This window comes from Aquabacterium sp. A3 (assembly GCF_038069945.1).
Lineage (GTDB): Bacteria > Pseudomonadota > Gammaproteobacteria > Burkholderiales > Burkholderiaceae_C > Aquabacterium.
Map to the genome: position 1 here is coordinate 337,369 of NZ_JBBPEV010000002.1, position 16,237 is coordinate 353,605.

Here is a 16,237-nt window from a genome sequence, read left to right on the forward strand (position 1 = left end):
TCGCCTTCAACCAAGCCTGCGTAGACCGCATTGGCGGTGCTCACGGTGGCGCTGGTGGTGCCGTCGTAAGCCTTGCCTGTGGCGGTGATGCCGCTCACTGTCACAGCCTTCTTGGCAATGTCAGCCGTGGTGGTGGTTCCGCTGTTGTCCAGCGCATAGTTGCCCGCACTGGTGCCGCCCAGGGTGATGCCGCTGATGTTGACGGTTTTGGTGGTACCGGCGTTCTTGTCGGCAAAGGCGCCGGTGGCGCTGGCCACGTTCACCTTGCCCACGTCGGCGGCCAGCAATCCGGTGAACTGGGCTGCGCTGGTGTTCAGTGTGGCGGCGGTGGTGCCGTCGTAGGTCTTGTTGGCGGCGGCGATGCCGGTCACGGCGCTGAGCTTGGCCGCGTCAATGGTGAGTGAGCCCGTGGTGTTGCCACTGCTGGCCACCGAGAAACCGCTTTTGAGGATGCTGACGCCCAGGCCGCTGTAGGTGCCTGCGTTGGTAAAACCCGTGACGGTGTTGCCATCTTGGCTAAAGGTGTAATCCGTGCCTGCAACCCAACTGCTGTAATCCGCACCAAAAATACTGCTTGATGACCATAAATCGCTGAGGTTAAATGCTGACGCTTTGTAGGTGTAAGTGCCTGTGAGGGCGTTGAGGGTGTAAGTAATGGGCGTGGACAAGGAGCCACTGACCCATGTGCTACCCGTACCGCTGAAATTCAGGGTGGGGTAAGCACCACCAGAGCCTGCCATGTTCCAGCCCGTGTAAGTGGCCACCGTTTGCAGCTCGGCGGTGGTTTTGCCCACAACGCCTGTGCCAGTGTAGCCAGAACCTACGCCTTGGGTTTGACCAGCGGATTGCGTATCCCAAAAACTATTGGTGATGTTAAGTTGGCTGCCGTACAACGTCTCTACACGGTAACTGCCAATCAGCCCCCCGGTATTGCTTGTGCCGCCGTTCACCGAACCATTGGCGTAGGCATTGCTGATGCTATAAGTGCCTCCTATTCTGGCATTGGCCTCACCAGTCAATCCACCAACATTAAAGCTTGTGCCAGTGACGGTGCCCGTGGCATAGGCATTATCTAAATTAGAGCTTTCAAGTACGCCCACTAAGCCACCAAGAGACCCAATACCCGTAACCGCGCCTGTGGCGTACACTTGGCTCAGCGTAGCCATTGTAGTGGACCCTATCAAACCACCTGCACCGTAGTTACCATCGACCACGGCACGGCTAAACGCTTGTTCTATTTTGCCAGAGGTGAAATTACCGATCAGACCGCCAGCACTACCGCCAAACTGAGCGAGCGCCTTTACCCTGCCACTGCTATATACCTGATATACGTTGCCAGGTTGCACAGAACCTGCGAGCGCACCAACAGAGTTATTGCCCCGCACGTCGGCATTCACCACGCCCACGTCACGTATCGTGCCAGAATACACGGTTCCAAACAGGCCTAATTCGTTTTCAGACGGCCTGTTGATGGTCAGGTTTGTAATGCTGTGCCCAAGACCTGAAAACATGCCGGTGAAACCTGTTTGCGCATTACCTATAGCTTGGAAGCCTAGGTATAGAGCGCCGTCAATATTCCATGAAGAGCTGGCGGTGGCGTCGATATCTGCACCAAGTACGTAGTTGCCACTCAAGTTGCCGTTGATGCCTTGTAAATCAGTACCAGTGGTGCTGCCTTGCGCGCCCAAAGCTGTGATCACTTTGTATTCGGTAACTGTGCCATCACTGCCCAATTTGGTTGAGAAGTTATCACCTGCTTGCAGGTTGATTTTGCCTGTGAAGCCTGTGTCAGTCAGGCCAAAGTTATAGTTGGCGGTGTTGCCTGAGGCAACAGCACCTTGACCGTAGTTAAGCGCCACTTTGCCACCACTGCCCTGCGAGGCATCCAAGGTGGCCAGCACATTGATATTGCGCTCTGCGTTGAGCGTTAAAGTGTTGCCACTGCTCCAAGTGACGTTGTCTTTCACAAAAATATCGCCATTGCCCCCTGCCGTGCCTTGTGTGGCGGTGCTGATGGTGACGTTGTTGCTGGCGAGGTCAGTGCCTAATTGTGTGCCAGTGGTGTTGCCGCCACTGGCGGCAATGGTGTAGTCGTTAGGGTCGATTAACCATGTGCCTGTTTTGCCAGTGCCACCATCGGTGTTGTGCGCTTTGGTGGTGACTTTGTAGGGTTTTGATAAATCCACTTTCGCCGCACTGGTTTCAATAAAGCCACCGTTGCCTGTCTCGGCGCTGGCGTCCAAGGTGCCTGCCACTTTGGTGGTGCCCGCCACCATGCCACCCATGAGGATGATTTTGCCTTCTTGGTGGTTAACGGTTTTGGCTTCAATCACGCCTTCGTTATTCACCACACTGGCCAGCAAGCTATCACGTGCGCCAGCACTGAGAAAAACAGCACCCCCATTGGCTTGAATCAAGCCTTTGTTCTCGGCCAGGTTGTTCAAGGTGCTTTGCTCTACCGTGAGGCCCAGCAGTTGATTGTCGGCAAACCTGAGGCTGACTTGGCTGCCTGCGCCCAGGGCCACCGTGCCACCATGGGCTTGGATGTCGCCCGCATTGGACACCGTGTTGCCAATGAAGGCCACATGGCCGTTGGTGGCCGTGATGCTGCCCTGGTTGACGATGCTGCCGGTGCCGCCATTGCCAAACACTTGGGTGCTGTCACCCCGCTGGCTGAGCGGGTTGAGCGTGGAGGCCACCAAGCCGCCCACGTTCACTTGTGCGCCTTGGCCAAACATCACGCCATTGGGGTTGATGAGCCACACCTGGCCATTGGCATTGAGCTGGCCCAGGATGCGGCTGCCATTGGTGTCCAGAATTTGGTTCACGGCCAAGGCCGTGGCGCTGGGCTGCACGAAGTTGACCACCTCGCCCGCGCCCACGTTGAAGCCTTGCCAGTTCACATTGAGCTGCTGGCTGGTTTGCGTGATGGTGGTGACGGTTTGGTTGGGGGCACCTTGGGTGCTGATGCTGCCCTGGCCGCTGGTGACCACGCCGCCCGTGGGGCCGGCCACGGCCAGGCCCGCCATGCCGCTCAATGCCGCCCCCGTGAGCAAGGCAGCAGCGCTGGCCACCACGCGCGAGGTGAGCCGCGCCGCTGCACGGCCTGCCTGGCTTTTGCCACGGCCTTTCACATGCTCGGCCACCGCCACCCAGGTGCAAAGCGCATCGCTCCAGACGAGCCGGTAGGTGTGGTTCAGGGACGAGTGATTCATGGCAAAGCTCCAACAAGCAGGCAAATTTTTTGAGTGCCGGCGAGTGTGCCCATGTCCGAGAAAACACATTCCATTCAATTCGGTGCAAATCTGTCGAATCCTGTGATTTCGCGGGTTTGCAGGGTGTTTGGCCACGTGAGCGGCGGCCGGCTTGGGCACCTTTGCGCAGATTTGCAAAGAATTGAGGGCGATCAAGCTACAGCTGGTGCGGCCAGAGTCGATTTACAGTGCAGGCCGACCATGTCCCAAGTCCACCCCATCATCGTTGTCGAAGACGATCCAGATCTGCGCTGCGATCTGGTGGACTACCTCAACCTCAAACATCTGCCAGCCAGTGGCGTGGCCACGGCACAGGGGTTCTGGACATTGACGGCAAGCCAGCCGCCGCAGTTGGTGCTGATGGACATCGGCCTGCCCGATGCGTCGGGGCTGGCGGTGGCGCGCCAACTTCGGCAGCGTCACCCTCAGGTGGGCATCGTGATGCTGACGTCGTTTGGCGATGACAGCACGCGGGTTGACGGCCTGGAGGGCGGGGCCGATGCCTACCTGGTCAAGGGCGTGTCGCTGGAAGTGATCGAGGCCACCTGCCGAAGCGTCATGCGCCGCCTGAACCTGCAGGCCGGGGTGCCGCAGGCTGCGCAGGCCCCTGCGGCGTTGCCGCCTGAATCCAGCGATCCATGGCATTTGAATGTCGAACGTGGTGAGCTGCGACTGGGCCGTGGCCTGGTGGGCCTGACCTTGACCGAGGTGAGCTTCTTGCAACGCCTGATGCAAACGCCCGGCGGTGTGGTCAGCCGCACCGAGCTCCTGGCCCACATGGGCAAGGCCGACACCCTGAACAACCTGCGCAACCTGGATGGCTGCGTGGCCCGCCTGCGTCGCAAGGTCGATCAGGAACTGGCCCAGACCATGCCCGTGCGCTCGCATTACGGCCAGGGCTATGTGTCCACTGGCCCTTGCCAGGTGGGCTGAAGGCCAGCCCATGCCCTCATCACGTCAGCCCTGGCCCCACTTGCCCCGCTGGCCGTGGCTGACGCCATGGGCGCTGGCGCTGGGCCTCATCGCACTGAGCTGGGCGCTGATCTTTGCCACGCTGGTGCGTGCGCCCGAGACCCCCGCCGAGCGTCGGCTGTCGCCCGCTGCGGCCTTGCCGGGTGAGGTGACCCGGGCCGAGGCCTGGGCCGCCGCACAAGGTGTGGTGCCCGTGGTGGCGCTGCGCGCTGACCAGCGCGCCCGCCTGCATTCGCTCACGGTGGCCCACTGGTCAGACCCCGGTGGCCGTGCCACCTGGGCCGAGGTGCGCAGCCGCCTGGTGGCGGGCGACTTCAAGCCACGCCCCGTGCCGCATGGCGCCGGTGGCCAAGCCAGTGCCTTTTGGTACGCCGTGCCCCTGCAGCGCCAGGATGTGGTGCAAGGCCGCTGGATTGCCGCCGTGGGCATGCCCTACCTGGACGATGTGCAGGTGTGGCTGGAGCGCGGCGACGGGCGCATCGAGCGCTTTCAACTGGGCGACCACTTCTTGTCAGAGGGCCGGGCCATCAATGCCCGCCACCACACCGTGGGCATGAACCTGACGCCCGATGAGCCCGTGTTGATGTGGGTGCGCGTGCGCACCGACGGCACCATGAAGTTCACGCTCAAGCTGGATGTGCCTGCCGACTACTTCAATGAAGAGGTGGGCACCAGCGCATGGCTGGGCGCTTTCATTGGTGTGCTGGCTTTGGGCAGCCTGAGCTATGTGTTCATTGCCCTGTGGCTGCGCGACCTGATGCTGGGCGCCTACGCCCTGTTCGTGGCCACGCTGGTGATGTTGTACTCGGGCCAGACGGGTTTGTTGATCCAGTTGGTGCCGCAGCCCCCCTGGTGGCTCAATGACCTGTTTGCCGGCTTTGGCACCACGGGGCCCTGGTACGCCGGCGCCCTGCTGTGGGTGATGGCGCTGGACATGGACACCCACCAGCCCCGCATCGCCCGCACGTACCGTCTGCTGGCCCTGGCCTATGCCATGGTGTTGCCCCTGGCCTTCACGCCGCTGTACCGCCATGTGGTCAACGTCAGCTTCTTGATGGGGCTGTTCAGTTCGCCCCTGATCCTGTATTGCGCCTGGGTGGCCTGGCGGCGCTTTCATGACCGCCTGCGCCTGACCTACCTGGTGGCTTTTTTGACCTACCAGGTGGGTGGCCTGGTGCTGGTGGCCACGCTGCTGGGCTGGATCCCCTTCGGCCCCCTGGTGGACATGGCCTACCCCGCGTCCACCCTGTTCCACACCGTGGTCATGGCCATGGCCCTGGCCATGCGCATCGGCCGCATCCGGGACGACCATGTGCTCACGGCCGAGCGCGCCCGGGCCAACCAGCGCTTTGTGGCCATGCTGACGCATGAGTTTCGCAACCCACTGGCGGCCATCGATCGCAGTGCCAACCTGCTGCAGGCCGTGCGTGATCCCGCGCCCGATCAGGTGCAGTCGCGCACGCAAAACATCCGCCAACAGGTGCGCCGCCTGGGCACCCTGGTGGACAGCTTTTTGACCGTGGGCCATGGTGAGCACCTGCCCACCCAGCCCCAATGCACCGAGGTGCCCTTGGCCGAATGGCTGCACAGCCTGCGCTCTGGCCTGGGCGCCGACATGGCCGAGCGTGTGGCCATTGACGTGAGCCCCCCGGACCTGAGCGGCCACATGGACCCCTCGTTGATGCGCCTGGCATTGAACAACCTGCTGGACAACGCCCTGCGCTATTCACCAGACGGTGCGCCGGTGACCTTGCGGGCTGAACGCCTGCCCGATGGTGGCACCTGCCTGAGCGTGCAAGACGAAGGCCCCGGCGCCAGCCCAGACGAACTGGCGCGCCTGGGCCAGCCCTACCACCGGGGCAGTGGCGCGGCAGGCCACCAGGGCACCGGGCTGGGTTACTTCTTTTGCCGACAGATTGTCGAGGCCCATGGTGGGCAACTGAGCGCCCACAACCGCAACCCCGGCGGCCTGCAGGTGATGGTGCGCCTGCCCTGACGACGCCCGGGTGTGGCAGAGCTCACACCCCGCCCCCCCGTGAACGGGTGCTGCGCACAGATTTGCACCGATTTGCTCAGAATTGAACAGACACGGCGCGCGGCCCACTCCCTACAGTTCGGGGCATTCACCCACCGCCACTGTTGAGTTGTTTTCAAGAGATCGCACCATGAACACCCTGATGAAGTTGGGTCTGGGCCTGCTGGCCGCCACCGCTGCGGCGTCGTCGATGGCGCAGCGGTATCAACCTTTCACCTGCGCCGATGTGGTGTTAGGTACGGCTTATTCCGCCTGTCAAACGACTCGACTGCTCAACAACCAAGAGGCCACGTTGCTGGCGGCGGTGCCCAGCGGTTGGGGTGTGACGGGAAGCCTCTACATGGACACTTTGGCGTTCACGAATGAACCGGGCGAAACGGTGATCAGCTTCGCCGCTGTCACGCCAACCAGTACCGAGTTCAAGGCGTCTTATGAATTGACGTTCCGTCAGGCTGTGGAAGGGCCTTTCGTGTTGATTCTGGACCCCACAGTTGTATACACAGGGGTACCTGGCCTAACCCAACTGATTTACAGGTTTGACAATGGGGTGTCTGCAAGCGATACGCTCTCCATAGATATTAAATACAGTCGACATGCCACCCGCATTCCTTACGCCGCCGTCGTCGGTGTGACCACGCCGGTGCCTGAACCCCAAACCTATGCGCTGGCGCTGGCCGGTTTGGGCGTGGCAGGCTGGGCGGCTCGCCGCCGTCAAAAAGCGGCAGCGCTGGCCGCCGCCTGAACCCGCTGGGCGCGCCGCCTGAGGCTATGGCCTCGGGCCCTCACAAGGTGTGCGTGCGGTCGCCGTGGGCAAAGCCGATGGCGTCGAACCACGGCCCTTTCACAAAGCCGATCACCTTGAACAGCTCGCCCATTTCGTGCTCGGCCACCAGCATCTGCAGGGCGTGCCGGGCCTTGAGTTGCTCGGCATTGCTGGCCTCGCCCGTGGCGGCCAGCGCCTCGCCCAGGCCGCAGTTCATCAAGAATCGGCCCTGGCTGGTGTAGCCCAGCACCTCCCAGCCGCCTTCCTGGCCGGCCAGGGCGATGCCCGTGAAGTTCACGTGCGCGGTGATGTCCTTCTCGCCCACCTGGCTCAGCGGGTCGGGGTCGCTGCGGTGGGCGTGGTGGCACATCAGCGTGCCGCCCGTGCGCTGGGGCAGGTAGTACTCGGCCTCCGGGAAGCCGTAGTCCACAAAGAAGGCCGCGCCCCGCGTCATCAGTTGCGCCAGCGTGGTCACAAAGGCTTCGGCCTGGCCGTGGGTTTCGGTCACGGTGCCGGGGGCAAACACCTCGTCGGCGTGTTCGGTGGGCGGGCGCACGCCCTCGGGGGCGGGGCGGTCGGCCCACACAAAGCGCGGGGCAGGGCCCGTCTCGTCCAGCGCCACACCGCGCTCGCTCCAGGCCTGGCCATCCCAGGCCATCAGGTGCACGGGCATGGCGTCCAGCACCTCGTTGCCCACGATCACGCCTTCGATGGCGTCGGGCAGGCTGTCGGCCCACACCACCTTGTGCACCAGCTCGGGGTGGCTTTTTATCAGCCGCTGGTGCTGGCGGTCGCGCAGCGTGCCTGACAGGTCGACGATGGTGTAGCGCGTCAGCCGCTCGCCCAGCGCGTCCAGCAGCTGCTCGGCCAGGGCGCCCGTGCCGGCGCCAAACTCCCACACCTCGGCGGTGCCGGTGGCCTCCAGGGCCTGCGCCACCTGGCGGGCCAGCACCTCGCCAAACAGCGGGGTCAGCTCCGGCGCGGTCACGAAGTCGCTGCCGTCTTGGGGCATGCGGCCCAGCACGCGGCGCCCGCCGCTGTAGTAGCCCAGGCCGGGCGCGTACAGCGCCAGCTCCATGAAGCGCTCAAAGCGCATCCAGCCTCCACGCTCGCGGATCTCGTGCGCCATCATCTCGGCCAGGGGGTGGCCCGTCACCGGGGCGGCCACTACACTGTGGCCCTTGTCGTTGGGGCGTTGCATGCCCCATTGTAAAAAGCTTCCCGCATGCGCCGTTGGCCGGCGCTTTCTGAAAAGGCACCCCATGCCGTCCCACACTGCCCCTGTCGCCCTGGTCACGGGTGCTGCCAAGCGCCTGGGCCGCGAGATCGCGCTCACCCTGGCCCGCCAGGGCTGGGATGTGGCCGTGCACTGCCGCGCCTCGCGCGATGAGGCCGAATCCACCGCCGCCGACATCCGTGCCCTGGGCCGCCGTGCCGAAGTGCTGGCGGCCGACCTGTCGGATGAAGCCGCCACCCGCGCCTTGCTGCCCGCCGCCGCGCAGGCCCTGGGCCGGGTGGATGCCGTGGTCAACAGCGCCTCTACCTTTGAATACGACTCGGCCGCCACCTTCAGCTACGCCCAGCTCGACAAGCACCTGCACGCCAACACCGCGCCGGCCATCGTGCTGGCCCAGGCCCTGGCCGAGCACCTGCAATCGCGTGAAGCGGGGCAGGGCGGCCATGGCCCGGCGTGCGAAGGCGCCGTGGTCAACCTGCTGGACCAGAAGCTGTGGAACCCCAACCCCGATTTCTTCAGCTACACGCTGTCCAAGGCCGCGCTGGAGGCCGCCACGCAGTTGCTGGCCCTGGCCCTGGCGCCGCGCGTGCGCGTGGTGGGCGTGGCCCCGGGCCTGACGCTGACCAGCGACTGGCTGCAGGGCGAGAAGTTCGAGCAACTGCACAAGCTCTCGCCCCTGGGCCGCTCGTCGTCGCCGCATGACGTGGCCGCCACCGTGGCTTTTGTGCTGGCCAACCGCTCGATGACGGGCACCACCGTGCTGGTCGATGGCGGTCAGCACCTGCAGCGCTTCGAGCGCGATTTTTCGATGATGTGACGACCTGCGAGAGACCGATCCATGTCCCTGACCAAAGGCAACCAGACCCTGACCCTGACCGGCCTGCGCTTCAACGCCAGCCTGGGCGTGCTCGACCACGAGATCGGCGTGCCGCAACCCATCATGGTCGACGCCGAGCTGAACATGGGCAGCCAGCCCCTGCTGCCGCACGATGACGAGATCCTGAACGTGCTCGACTACCGCAAGGTGCGCGCCATCATCATCGAAGAGTGCACGGCCGAGCACGTGAACCTGCTCGAAACCCTGATCGGCAAGCTGTGCAAGCGGCTGATGGAGCTGCCGGGGGTGCTGGGGGTGCGGGTGAAGATCGCCAAGCTGGAGATCTTTGATGACTGCGAGGTGGCGATTCGGATGGAGACGGGGCAGTGGTGATGTGCTGTGTGCGGGACGTTTGGCGCGGGTGGCCAACGACGCTCATGTCCCCCGCCCCGGCGTGGCCGGGGCTCCTCCTTTACTTCGCTCTGTTGGCCACCCACGCCAAACGTTTTGCAGCGCTCTGGCAGCCCTCGCCCCACCGCGCGGTGTGAGGGGCAGGGAGGTGGGGTGTACGGCGCAGCGAAGTAAAGGGGGAGACCAGGCGAAGCCTGGGCGGAGGACATGAGCGGAGTCGTACACCCCAGCTCCCTGCACCGGTTTAAACACACCCCAAAACCCCATCCAAGGGGTCCAACCCGGCACTCCGCCCCCAGATCGGCGAAAATCTCGGGATGAACGACGCCGTAGCCCCCCAGATCCTCTCCGCGCCCGACGACGAGGCCAAGGCCAAAAAGCACGCCTTCGAGATGAACAAGCTCAGCAAGCGCCTGCACCGCGAGGTGGGACAGGCCATTGCCGACTTCAACATGATCGAAGACGGCGACAAGGTCATGGTCTGCATGTCTGGCGGCAAAGACAGCTACGCCATGCTCGACATCCTGATGAACCTGCAAAAGCGGGCGCCCATCAGCTTCGAGCTCGTGGCCGTCAACCTCGACCAGAAGCAGCCCGGCTTCCCCGAGCACGTGCTGCCCGAGTATTTTCAGAAAATCGGTGTGCCCTACCGCATCGAAGAGCAAGACACCTACAGCGTCGTCAAGCGCGTCGTGCCCGAGGGCAAAACCACCTGCTCGCTCTGCTCGCGCCTGCGCCGCGGCATCCTGTACCGCGTGGCCAAGGAGCTGGGCTGCACCAAGATCGCCCTGGGCCACCACCGCGACGACATCCTGGAGACCTTGTTGATGAACATGTTCTTCAACTCGCGCCTCAAGGGCATGCCGGCCAAGATGGTCACGGACAACGGCGAGCACACGGTGATCCGGCCCATGGCCTACTGCCGTGAGCAGGACATCGAGCGTTTTGCCACCTACCGCGAGTTCCCCATCATCCCCTGCAACCTGTGTGGCAGCCAGGACGGCCTGCAGCGCCAGGCCATGAAAGAGATGATCCAGGGATGGGACCGCAAATTCCCTGGTCGCGTTGACAACATGTTCACGGCCCTGGCCAATGTGGTGCCCTCGCACCTGATGGACCGCAAGCTCTTCCCCTTCACCACCATCGAAGCCACCGGCCAGCCTGTGGTCGGCGGTGACATCGCCTTTGACGAAGACGAGGGCTGTGGTGACACGGGCGCCGCCAGCCTGCCGGGGCAGGCCACCATCTCGCTGAGCACCCTCAAACCCAAGAAAGAGGCCTGACATGCGCGCACTGCTGCTGACCTTCGTCCTGTCGCTGGGGTTCTTGTCGGGCTGTGCCAGCCTGAACACCTTCAGCAGCCAGGTCAGCAGCCACGGCACCTGGCCGGCGGACCGCCAGCCTGGCGCCTACGTGTTCGAGCGCCTGCCCTCGCAAACCGCCACGCCTGAGCTCACCCAGCAACAGGCCGCGCTGGAAGACGCCGCCCGGCCGGCCCTGCAGGCCGCTGGCTTCAGTGAAGCGGCCGAGCCCGCCCTGGCCGCCGTGGTGGTGCAACTGGCCTCGCAGGTGCAGGTGGAGGCCCGTCCGCCCATGGACAACTTCTGGTACCCCTATGGCGCCTGGGGCTGGGGCGGCTTCTGGGGGCCGGGTCGCGGTGGCGTGGCGCTGGGCCTGCGGCTGGAGCCGCCTTATGTGCAGATGGAAGTCAGCGTGCTGATGCGCGATCGCGCCAGCCACACCGTGCTGTATGAAACCCGCGCCCGCCACGACCGCCTGGGCGCGGTGGACGAGCGGCTGTACCCGCTGCTGTTCGAAGCCGCCCTGAAAGATTTCCCACTCGTGGCCGTCAGCCCGCGCACGGTCACCCTCACCCCACAAAAATGACCCTCTCCATCGTCATCATGGCCGCGGGCAAAGGCACCCGCATGAAGTCGGCGCGCCCCAAGGTGCTGCACACCCTGGCCGGCCAGCCCATGCTGGGCCACGTCATCGGCACCACCGCCACCCTGCAGGCCGCGCAGCAAATCGTCATCACCGGCCATGGCGCCGAGCAGGTCGAATCGGCCATGCGCGCCGCCTTTGCCCAGGCCCCGCTGCAGTTCGTGCGCCAAGAGCCCCAGCTGGGCACCGGCCACGCCGTGCAGCAGGCCGTGCCCGTGCTGCCCGATGAGGGCACCACCCTCATCCTCAATGGCGACACCCCGCTCATCCAGGCCCGCACCGCGCAGGCCCTGGTGGACGCCTGCGGCGGCCAGCGCCTGGCCCTGCTCACCATCACGCTGGACGACGCCACCGGCTATGGCCGCATCGTGCGCGATGCCTCCGGCCAGAACGTGCTGGCCATCGTCGAGCACAAAGACGCCTCGCCTGAGCAACGCGCCATCCGCGAGGTCTACACCGGCATGATGGCCGCGCCCACGGCGCTGCTCAAGCGCTGGCTGGCCCGCCTCACCAACGACAACGCCCAGGGCGAGTACTACCTGACCGACGTGGTGGCCATGGCCCAGGCCGATGGCGTGTCCGTGGTGGCCGCCCAGCCGCAAAGCGAGGTGGAGGTGCTGGGCGTCAACAGCCCCGCGCAACTGGCCGACCTGGAACGCCGCCACCAGCGCGCCCAGGCCGAGCGCCTGATGGAGCAGGGCGTGCGCCTGGCCGACCCCGCCCGCTTTGACCTGCGCGGCACGCTGGAGGCGGGCCGCGATGTCGAGATCGACGTCAACTGCGTGTTCGAAGGCTGCGTGCAACTGGGCGACGAGGTGCGCATCGGCGCCAACTGCGTCATCCGCAACGCCGTCATCCGCGCGGGCGCCGTCATCCACCCCTTCACCCACATCGATGGCGACAAAGACGGCGCCACCGTGGGCGAGGGCGCGCTGATCGGGCCCTTTGCCCGCCTGCGTCCGGGTGCGCAACTGGGCCCCGAGGTGCACATCGGCAACTTCGTCGAGGTCAAGAACAGCACCCTGGCCCGAGGCGCCAAGGCCAACCACCTGGCCTACCTGGGTGACGCCACCGTGGGCGAGCGCGTCAACTACGGCGCCGGTGCCATCACCGCCAACTACGATGGCGCCAACAAGCACCGCACCGTGATCGAGGCCGATGTGCACGTGGGCAGCAACTGCGTGCTGATCGCCCCCGTCACCCTGGGTGAAGGGGCCACCATCGGCGGCGGCAGCACCATCGGCAAAGACGCGCCGGCGGGCCAGCTCACCGTGGCGCGGGCCAAACAGGTGTCGCTCAGCGGGTGGCAGCGGCCCCGCAAGACCCCCAAATGAGGTCCGACACCGGGTGTGATCCCGCTGGACGGCATGATGCGAAACGGTAAGATTCGCGACTGAACCTTTCTCAACGTCTTCGCACCCCTGGCCTGCCGTGAACCACTACGAACGCCTGAAAGTGTCGCGCGATGCGCCGCCCGAGGTCATCCGCGCCGCTTACCGGGCGCTGGCCAACAAGCTGCACCCTGACCGGGCCGGTGGCGGCCAGACCGGCCCTGACGACGCCCAGCACGCCCAGATGGCCGCGCTGAACACGGCCTACGAAACCCTGATGAACGCCAAGGCGCGCCTGGCCTACGACGAGGCCCTGCGCCTGGCCGACACGGCCAGACCGCATGCCCACGCGTCTGCCGGCCCCGACAGCACCTGGGCGGCCTCATCGTTTCGCCACACGGCGGCCCAGACCAGCCGCTTTGCCGACGACGACAGCCGGCAGGGCCCCAACACCCGCATCGACATGGACTGGCTGACCCCCCGCTCGGCCGGCAGCACCGCCCTGTGGCCCCCCACCCGGCGCACCGCGCTGATCGGTGGTGGTGCCGCCACCTTGCTGGCGGTGGCCATGGTGGCCTGGATGTGGCAGATGTGGGGCCAGCACCAAACCGAACGCGCCTTGTCGCGCCAGTACGCCAGCAACCCCACGCCCGTGGCGCCCGAGCCCATGGCCACCCGCCCGCCCGTGCCCAACAGCCCGGCCGCGCTGGCGGTGGCGGGCGTCAACCCCGCCGTGGTGGCCGCCGCGCCCCGCCGCCCCACGGTGGAAGAGCTGTCGCGCATGAGCGATGAAGAACTGCTGCAGGTGCTGCCCACGCTGGACGACACCACGGCCGCAGCGGCCGCGGGCTTGCGTGCACCGGTGGTGCCGGCCATGCCGGTGGCGGCCGCACCCGCCACGAATCAGCCCCATCCCCTGGACGGCGGAGCGCCGTTGTCCTTGCGCCCGGAGCGCCAACTGGTCGACCCCCTTGCCCAGTGAACGCCCCCGGCATCCCCTTTTGACCCCTGACGCGAGACCCCCCTCATGTGTGGCATCGTAGGCGCCATTGGTGCGCGAGACATCGTTCCCGTTCTGGTTGAAGGCCTCAAGCGGCTGGAGTACCGGGGCTACGACAGCTGCGGCGTGGCCGTGCTGCAAGACGGCCACCTGCGCCGCTCGCGCAGCACCCAGCGCGTGGCCGAGCTGCAAACTCAGGCCGACGCCGAAGGCGTGGCCGCGCCCCTGGGCATCGCCCACACCCGCTGGGCCACCCATGGCGCGCCCGCCGTGCACAACGCCCACCCGCACTTCTCGCACGGCCCGGGGCTGAACGCCGCCGAGGCCGGCCAGGCCGACACCGGTCGCGTGGCCCTGGTGCACAACGGCATCATCGAGAACCACGAAGAGCTGCGCCGCGAGCTGCAGGCCAAGGGCTATGTGTTCCACAGCCAGACCGACACCGAGGTCATCGCCCACCTGATCGACCACCTCTACCAGGGCAATTTGCTGGAGGCCGTCAAGGCCGCCGTGCGCCGCCTGACGGGCGCCTACGCCATTGGTGTCATCCATCGCGACGAGCCCCGCCGCCTGGTGGGCGCCCGCCAGGGCTCGCCCCTGGTGCTGGGCGTGGGCGGGGCCGACGACAGCGAGCGCTTCCTGGCGTCCGACGCCATGGCCCTGGCCGGCGTGACCGACCAGTTTGTGTACCTGGAAGAAGGCGATGTGATCGACCTGCGGCCCGGCCAGCACCAGATCCTGCACCTGGACGAGGCCCAGGGCGGCCATGTGGCGCTGGACGCCACACAGCGCCCCGTGCGCACGGTGGTGGCCCACAGCGGCGCCGTGGAGCTGGGCCCGTATCGCCACTACATGCAAAAGGAAATCTTCGAGCAGCCGCGCGCCATCGCCGACACGCTGGAAGGCGTCGAGGCGATCACGCCCACGTTGTTTGGCGCCGACGCCGAGCACGTGTTTGGCCAGATCGATCAGGTGCTGATCCTGGCCTGCGGCACCAGCTATTACTCGGGCAGCACGGCCAAGTACTGGCTGGAGTCGATTGCCAAGATTCCCTGCGCGGTGGAGATTGCCAGCGAGTACCGCTACCGCGACAGCGTGCCCAACCCGCGCACGCTGGTGGTCACCATCAGCCAGTCGGGCGAGACGGCCGACACGCTGGCCGCGCTGAAGCACGCGCGCAGCCTGGGCATGCCGCACACGCTGACGATTTGCAACGTGGCCACCAGCGCCATGGTGCGCGAGTGCAAGCTGGCGTATGTGACGCGTGCGGGTGTGGAGATTGGCGTGGCATCGACCAAGGCCTTCACGACGCAGTTGGCGGGCCTGTTTTTGCTGACGCTGACGCTGGCCAAGCTGCGCGGGCACCTGGATGCCCCGGCCGAGGCGGGCTACCTGAAAGAGCTGCGCCACCTGCCGGCGGCCTTGCAGGCCGTGCTGGCGCTGGAGCCGCAAGTGATGGCCTGGGCCGAGGCCTTTGCCCGCAAGGACAACGCTTTGTTCCTGGGCCGTGGGCGGCATTACCCGATTGCGCTGGAAGGCGCGCTGAAGCTGAAAGAGATCAGCTACATCCACGCCGAGGCTTATCCGGCCGGCGAGCTGAAGCACGGGCCGCTGGCCCTGGTGACGGCCGAGATGCCGGTGGTGACGGTGGCGCCGCACGATGCCTTGCTGGAAAAGCTCAAGAGCAATATGCAAGAGGTGAGGGCGCGCGGGGGCGAGCTGTATGTGTGCGCCGATGGCGACACGCACATCCAGGCGGAGCCGGGCATCCACGTCATCCGCATGCCTGAGCACTTTGGCGCCTTGTCGCCGATCTTGCACGTGGTGCCGCTGCAGTTGCTGGCGTATCACACGGCCTGCGCGCGGGGCACCGATGTGGACAAGCCGCGTAACCTGGCCAAGTCGGTCACGGTCGAGTGATTCTTTTGGGTTGGCGCGGGCACCAGGCCCGGGCCGCCCTGCGCGCGAGCCCCTGGGGCATCGGCCCCGCCTGACGGCGGTGCTGCCCTGCGCTGCTGCGGCCCAAGGTGGGGCCGGGGAACTCGCTACGCGCCCCAGGCTGCGCCCGTGGCGCTGCGCTCAAACATCCCCGGCCAGTTTGTGGGTTGATGCGCGCTGGCGCGCGCCCACCTTGGGCCTACGCTGCTCGGCGATGCCCCCTCATGGGGCTCGCACGCAGGGCGACCCGCGCCTGGTGCAGGCCAGGTGCGGGTGCGCGACACGGTGATTGAGTTTGCGCCCGGGGTGGGTTATGTTTGAGGCATGACATTGGCGCGATAAGGGGCATAGACCTCATCCAGCGCCACGACACGCCACATATCCTGGGAGGGGCATGCAGTTGATTGCTGTTTTTGGCTGGTGCATCAAGTACTTGCGGCCGAGTTGGGCTGGCAGGTTATGTGTCGTTCTGGCCGGTATCTCCCAGGTTATTTAATTTATATCGCGTTAGAAATTTAAATCCACCGCATTAAAC

The 16,237-nt window shown here is 65.5% G+C and carries 12 protein-coding genes; 10 read left to right on the forward strand and 2 right to left on the reverse strand.

Annotated features, from left to right (window positions below; all coding sequences use genetic code 11):
• A partial coding sequence (locus tag WNB94_RS10685; RefSeq protein WP_341390376.1) for a two-partner secretion domain-containing protein occupies positions 1-3,215 on the reverse strand: 3,215 nt, incomplete at its 3' end.
• A 240-nt stretch (positions 3,216-3,455) separates the two neighbouring features.
• Between WNB94_RS10685 and WNB94_RS10690 the strand changes: the two genes are divergently transcribed.
• The 3 genes from WNB94_RS10690 to WNB94_RS10700 all read left to right on the forward strand — a co-directional run bounded on the left by WNB94_RS10690 (position 3,456) and on the right by WNB94_RS10700 (position 7,003).
• Positions 3,456-4,187: a response regulator transcription factor gene (locus WNB94_RS10690; protein ID WP_341390377.1), complete on the forward strand. Its 732-nt coding sequence runs from the start codon at positions 3,456-3,458 to the stop codon at positions 4,185-4,187.
• Between the two features lie 10 nt (positions 4,188-4,197).
• Complete coding sequence (locus WNB94_RS10695; RefSeq protein WP_341390378.1) at positions 4,198-6,222, forward strand: sensor histidine kinase; 2,025 nt, start codon at positions 4,198-4,200, stop codon at positions 6,220-6,222.
• Positions 6,223-6,391: 169 nt separating this feature from the next.
• The gene (locus tag WNB94_RS10700; RefSeq protein ID WP_341390379.1) at positions 6,392-7,003 is read left to right on the forward strand and encodes a PEP-CTERM sorting domain-containing protein; all 612 of its coding nucleotides are present in this window, start codon (positions 6,392-6,394) and stop codon (positions 7,001-7,003) included.
• 40 nt (positions 7,004-7,043) lie between these two features.
• Here WNB94_RS10700 and WNB94_RS10705 read toward each other — a convergent pair whose 3' ends face one another.
• Positions 7,044-8,225, reverse strand: a complete 1,182-nt coding sequence (locus tag WNB94_RS10705; RefSeq protein ID WP_445819056.1) for a class I SAM-dependent methyltransferase — start codon at positions 8,223-8,225, stop codon at positions 7,044-7,046.
• A gap of 61 nt (positions 8,226-8,286) precedes the next feature.
• Between WNB94_RS10705 and WNB94_RS10710 the strand changes: the two genes are divergently transcribed.
• The 7 genes from WNB94_RS10710 (at position 8,287) to glmS (ending at position 15,684) form a co-directional block, all read left to right on the forward strand.
• Positions 8,287-9,078: an SDR family oxidoreductase gene (locus tag WNB94_RS10710; RefSeq protein ID WP_341390380.1), complete on the forward strand. Its 792-nt coding sequence runs from the start codon at positions 8,287-8,289 to the stop codon at positions 9,076-9,078.
• A gap of 21 nt (positions 9,079-9,099) precedes the next feature.
• Complete coding sequence (locus tag WNB94_RS10715; RefSeq protein WP_341390381.1) at positions 9,100-9,471, forward strand: dihydroneopterin aldolase; 372 nt, start codon at positions 9,100-9,102, stop codon at positions 9,469-9,471.
• 335 nt (positions 9,472-9,806) lie between these two features.
• On the forward strand, positions 9,807-10,772 hold the full coding sequence (gene ttcA / locus WNB94_RS10720; RefSeq protein ID WP_341390382.1) for a tRNA 2-thiocytidine(32) synthetase TtcA: 966 nt from the start codon (positions 9,807-9,809) through the stop codon (positions 10,770-10,772).
• Between the two features lies 1 nt (position 10,773).
• Positions 10,774-11,376, forward strand: a complete 603-nt coding sequence (locus WNB94_RS10725; RefSeq protein ID WP_341390383.1) for a DUF4136 domain-containing protein — start codon at positions 10,774-10,776, stop codon at positions 11,374-11,376.
• Positions 11,373-12,767, forward strand: a complete 1,395-nt coding sequence (gene glmU / locus WNB94_RS10730; protein ID WP_341390384.1) for a bifunctional UDP-N-acetylglucosamine diphosphorylase/glucosamine-1-phosphate N-acetyltransferase GlmU — start codon at positions 11,373-11,375, stop codon at positions 12,765-12,767. The genes WNB94_RS10725 and glmU overlap by 4 nt, the downstream gene beginning before the upstream one ends.
• Before the next feature lie 97 nt (positions 12,768-12,864).
• Positions 12,865-13,746, forward strand: a complete 882-nt coding sequence (locus WNB94_RS10735; protein WP_341390385.1) for a J domain-containing protein — start codon at positions 12,865-12,867, stop codon at positions 13,744-13,746.
• Positions 13,747-13,791: 45 nt separating this feature from the next.
• Positions 13,792-15,684 (forward strand): glutamine--fructose-6-phosphate transaminase (isomerizing), encoded by a 1,893-nt coding sequence (glmS, locus tag WNB94_RS10740; protein WP_341390386.1) that lies wholly within the window; start codon positions 13,792-13,794, stop codon positions 15,682-15,684.
• Positions 15,685-16,237: the final 553 nt, after the last annotated feature.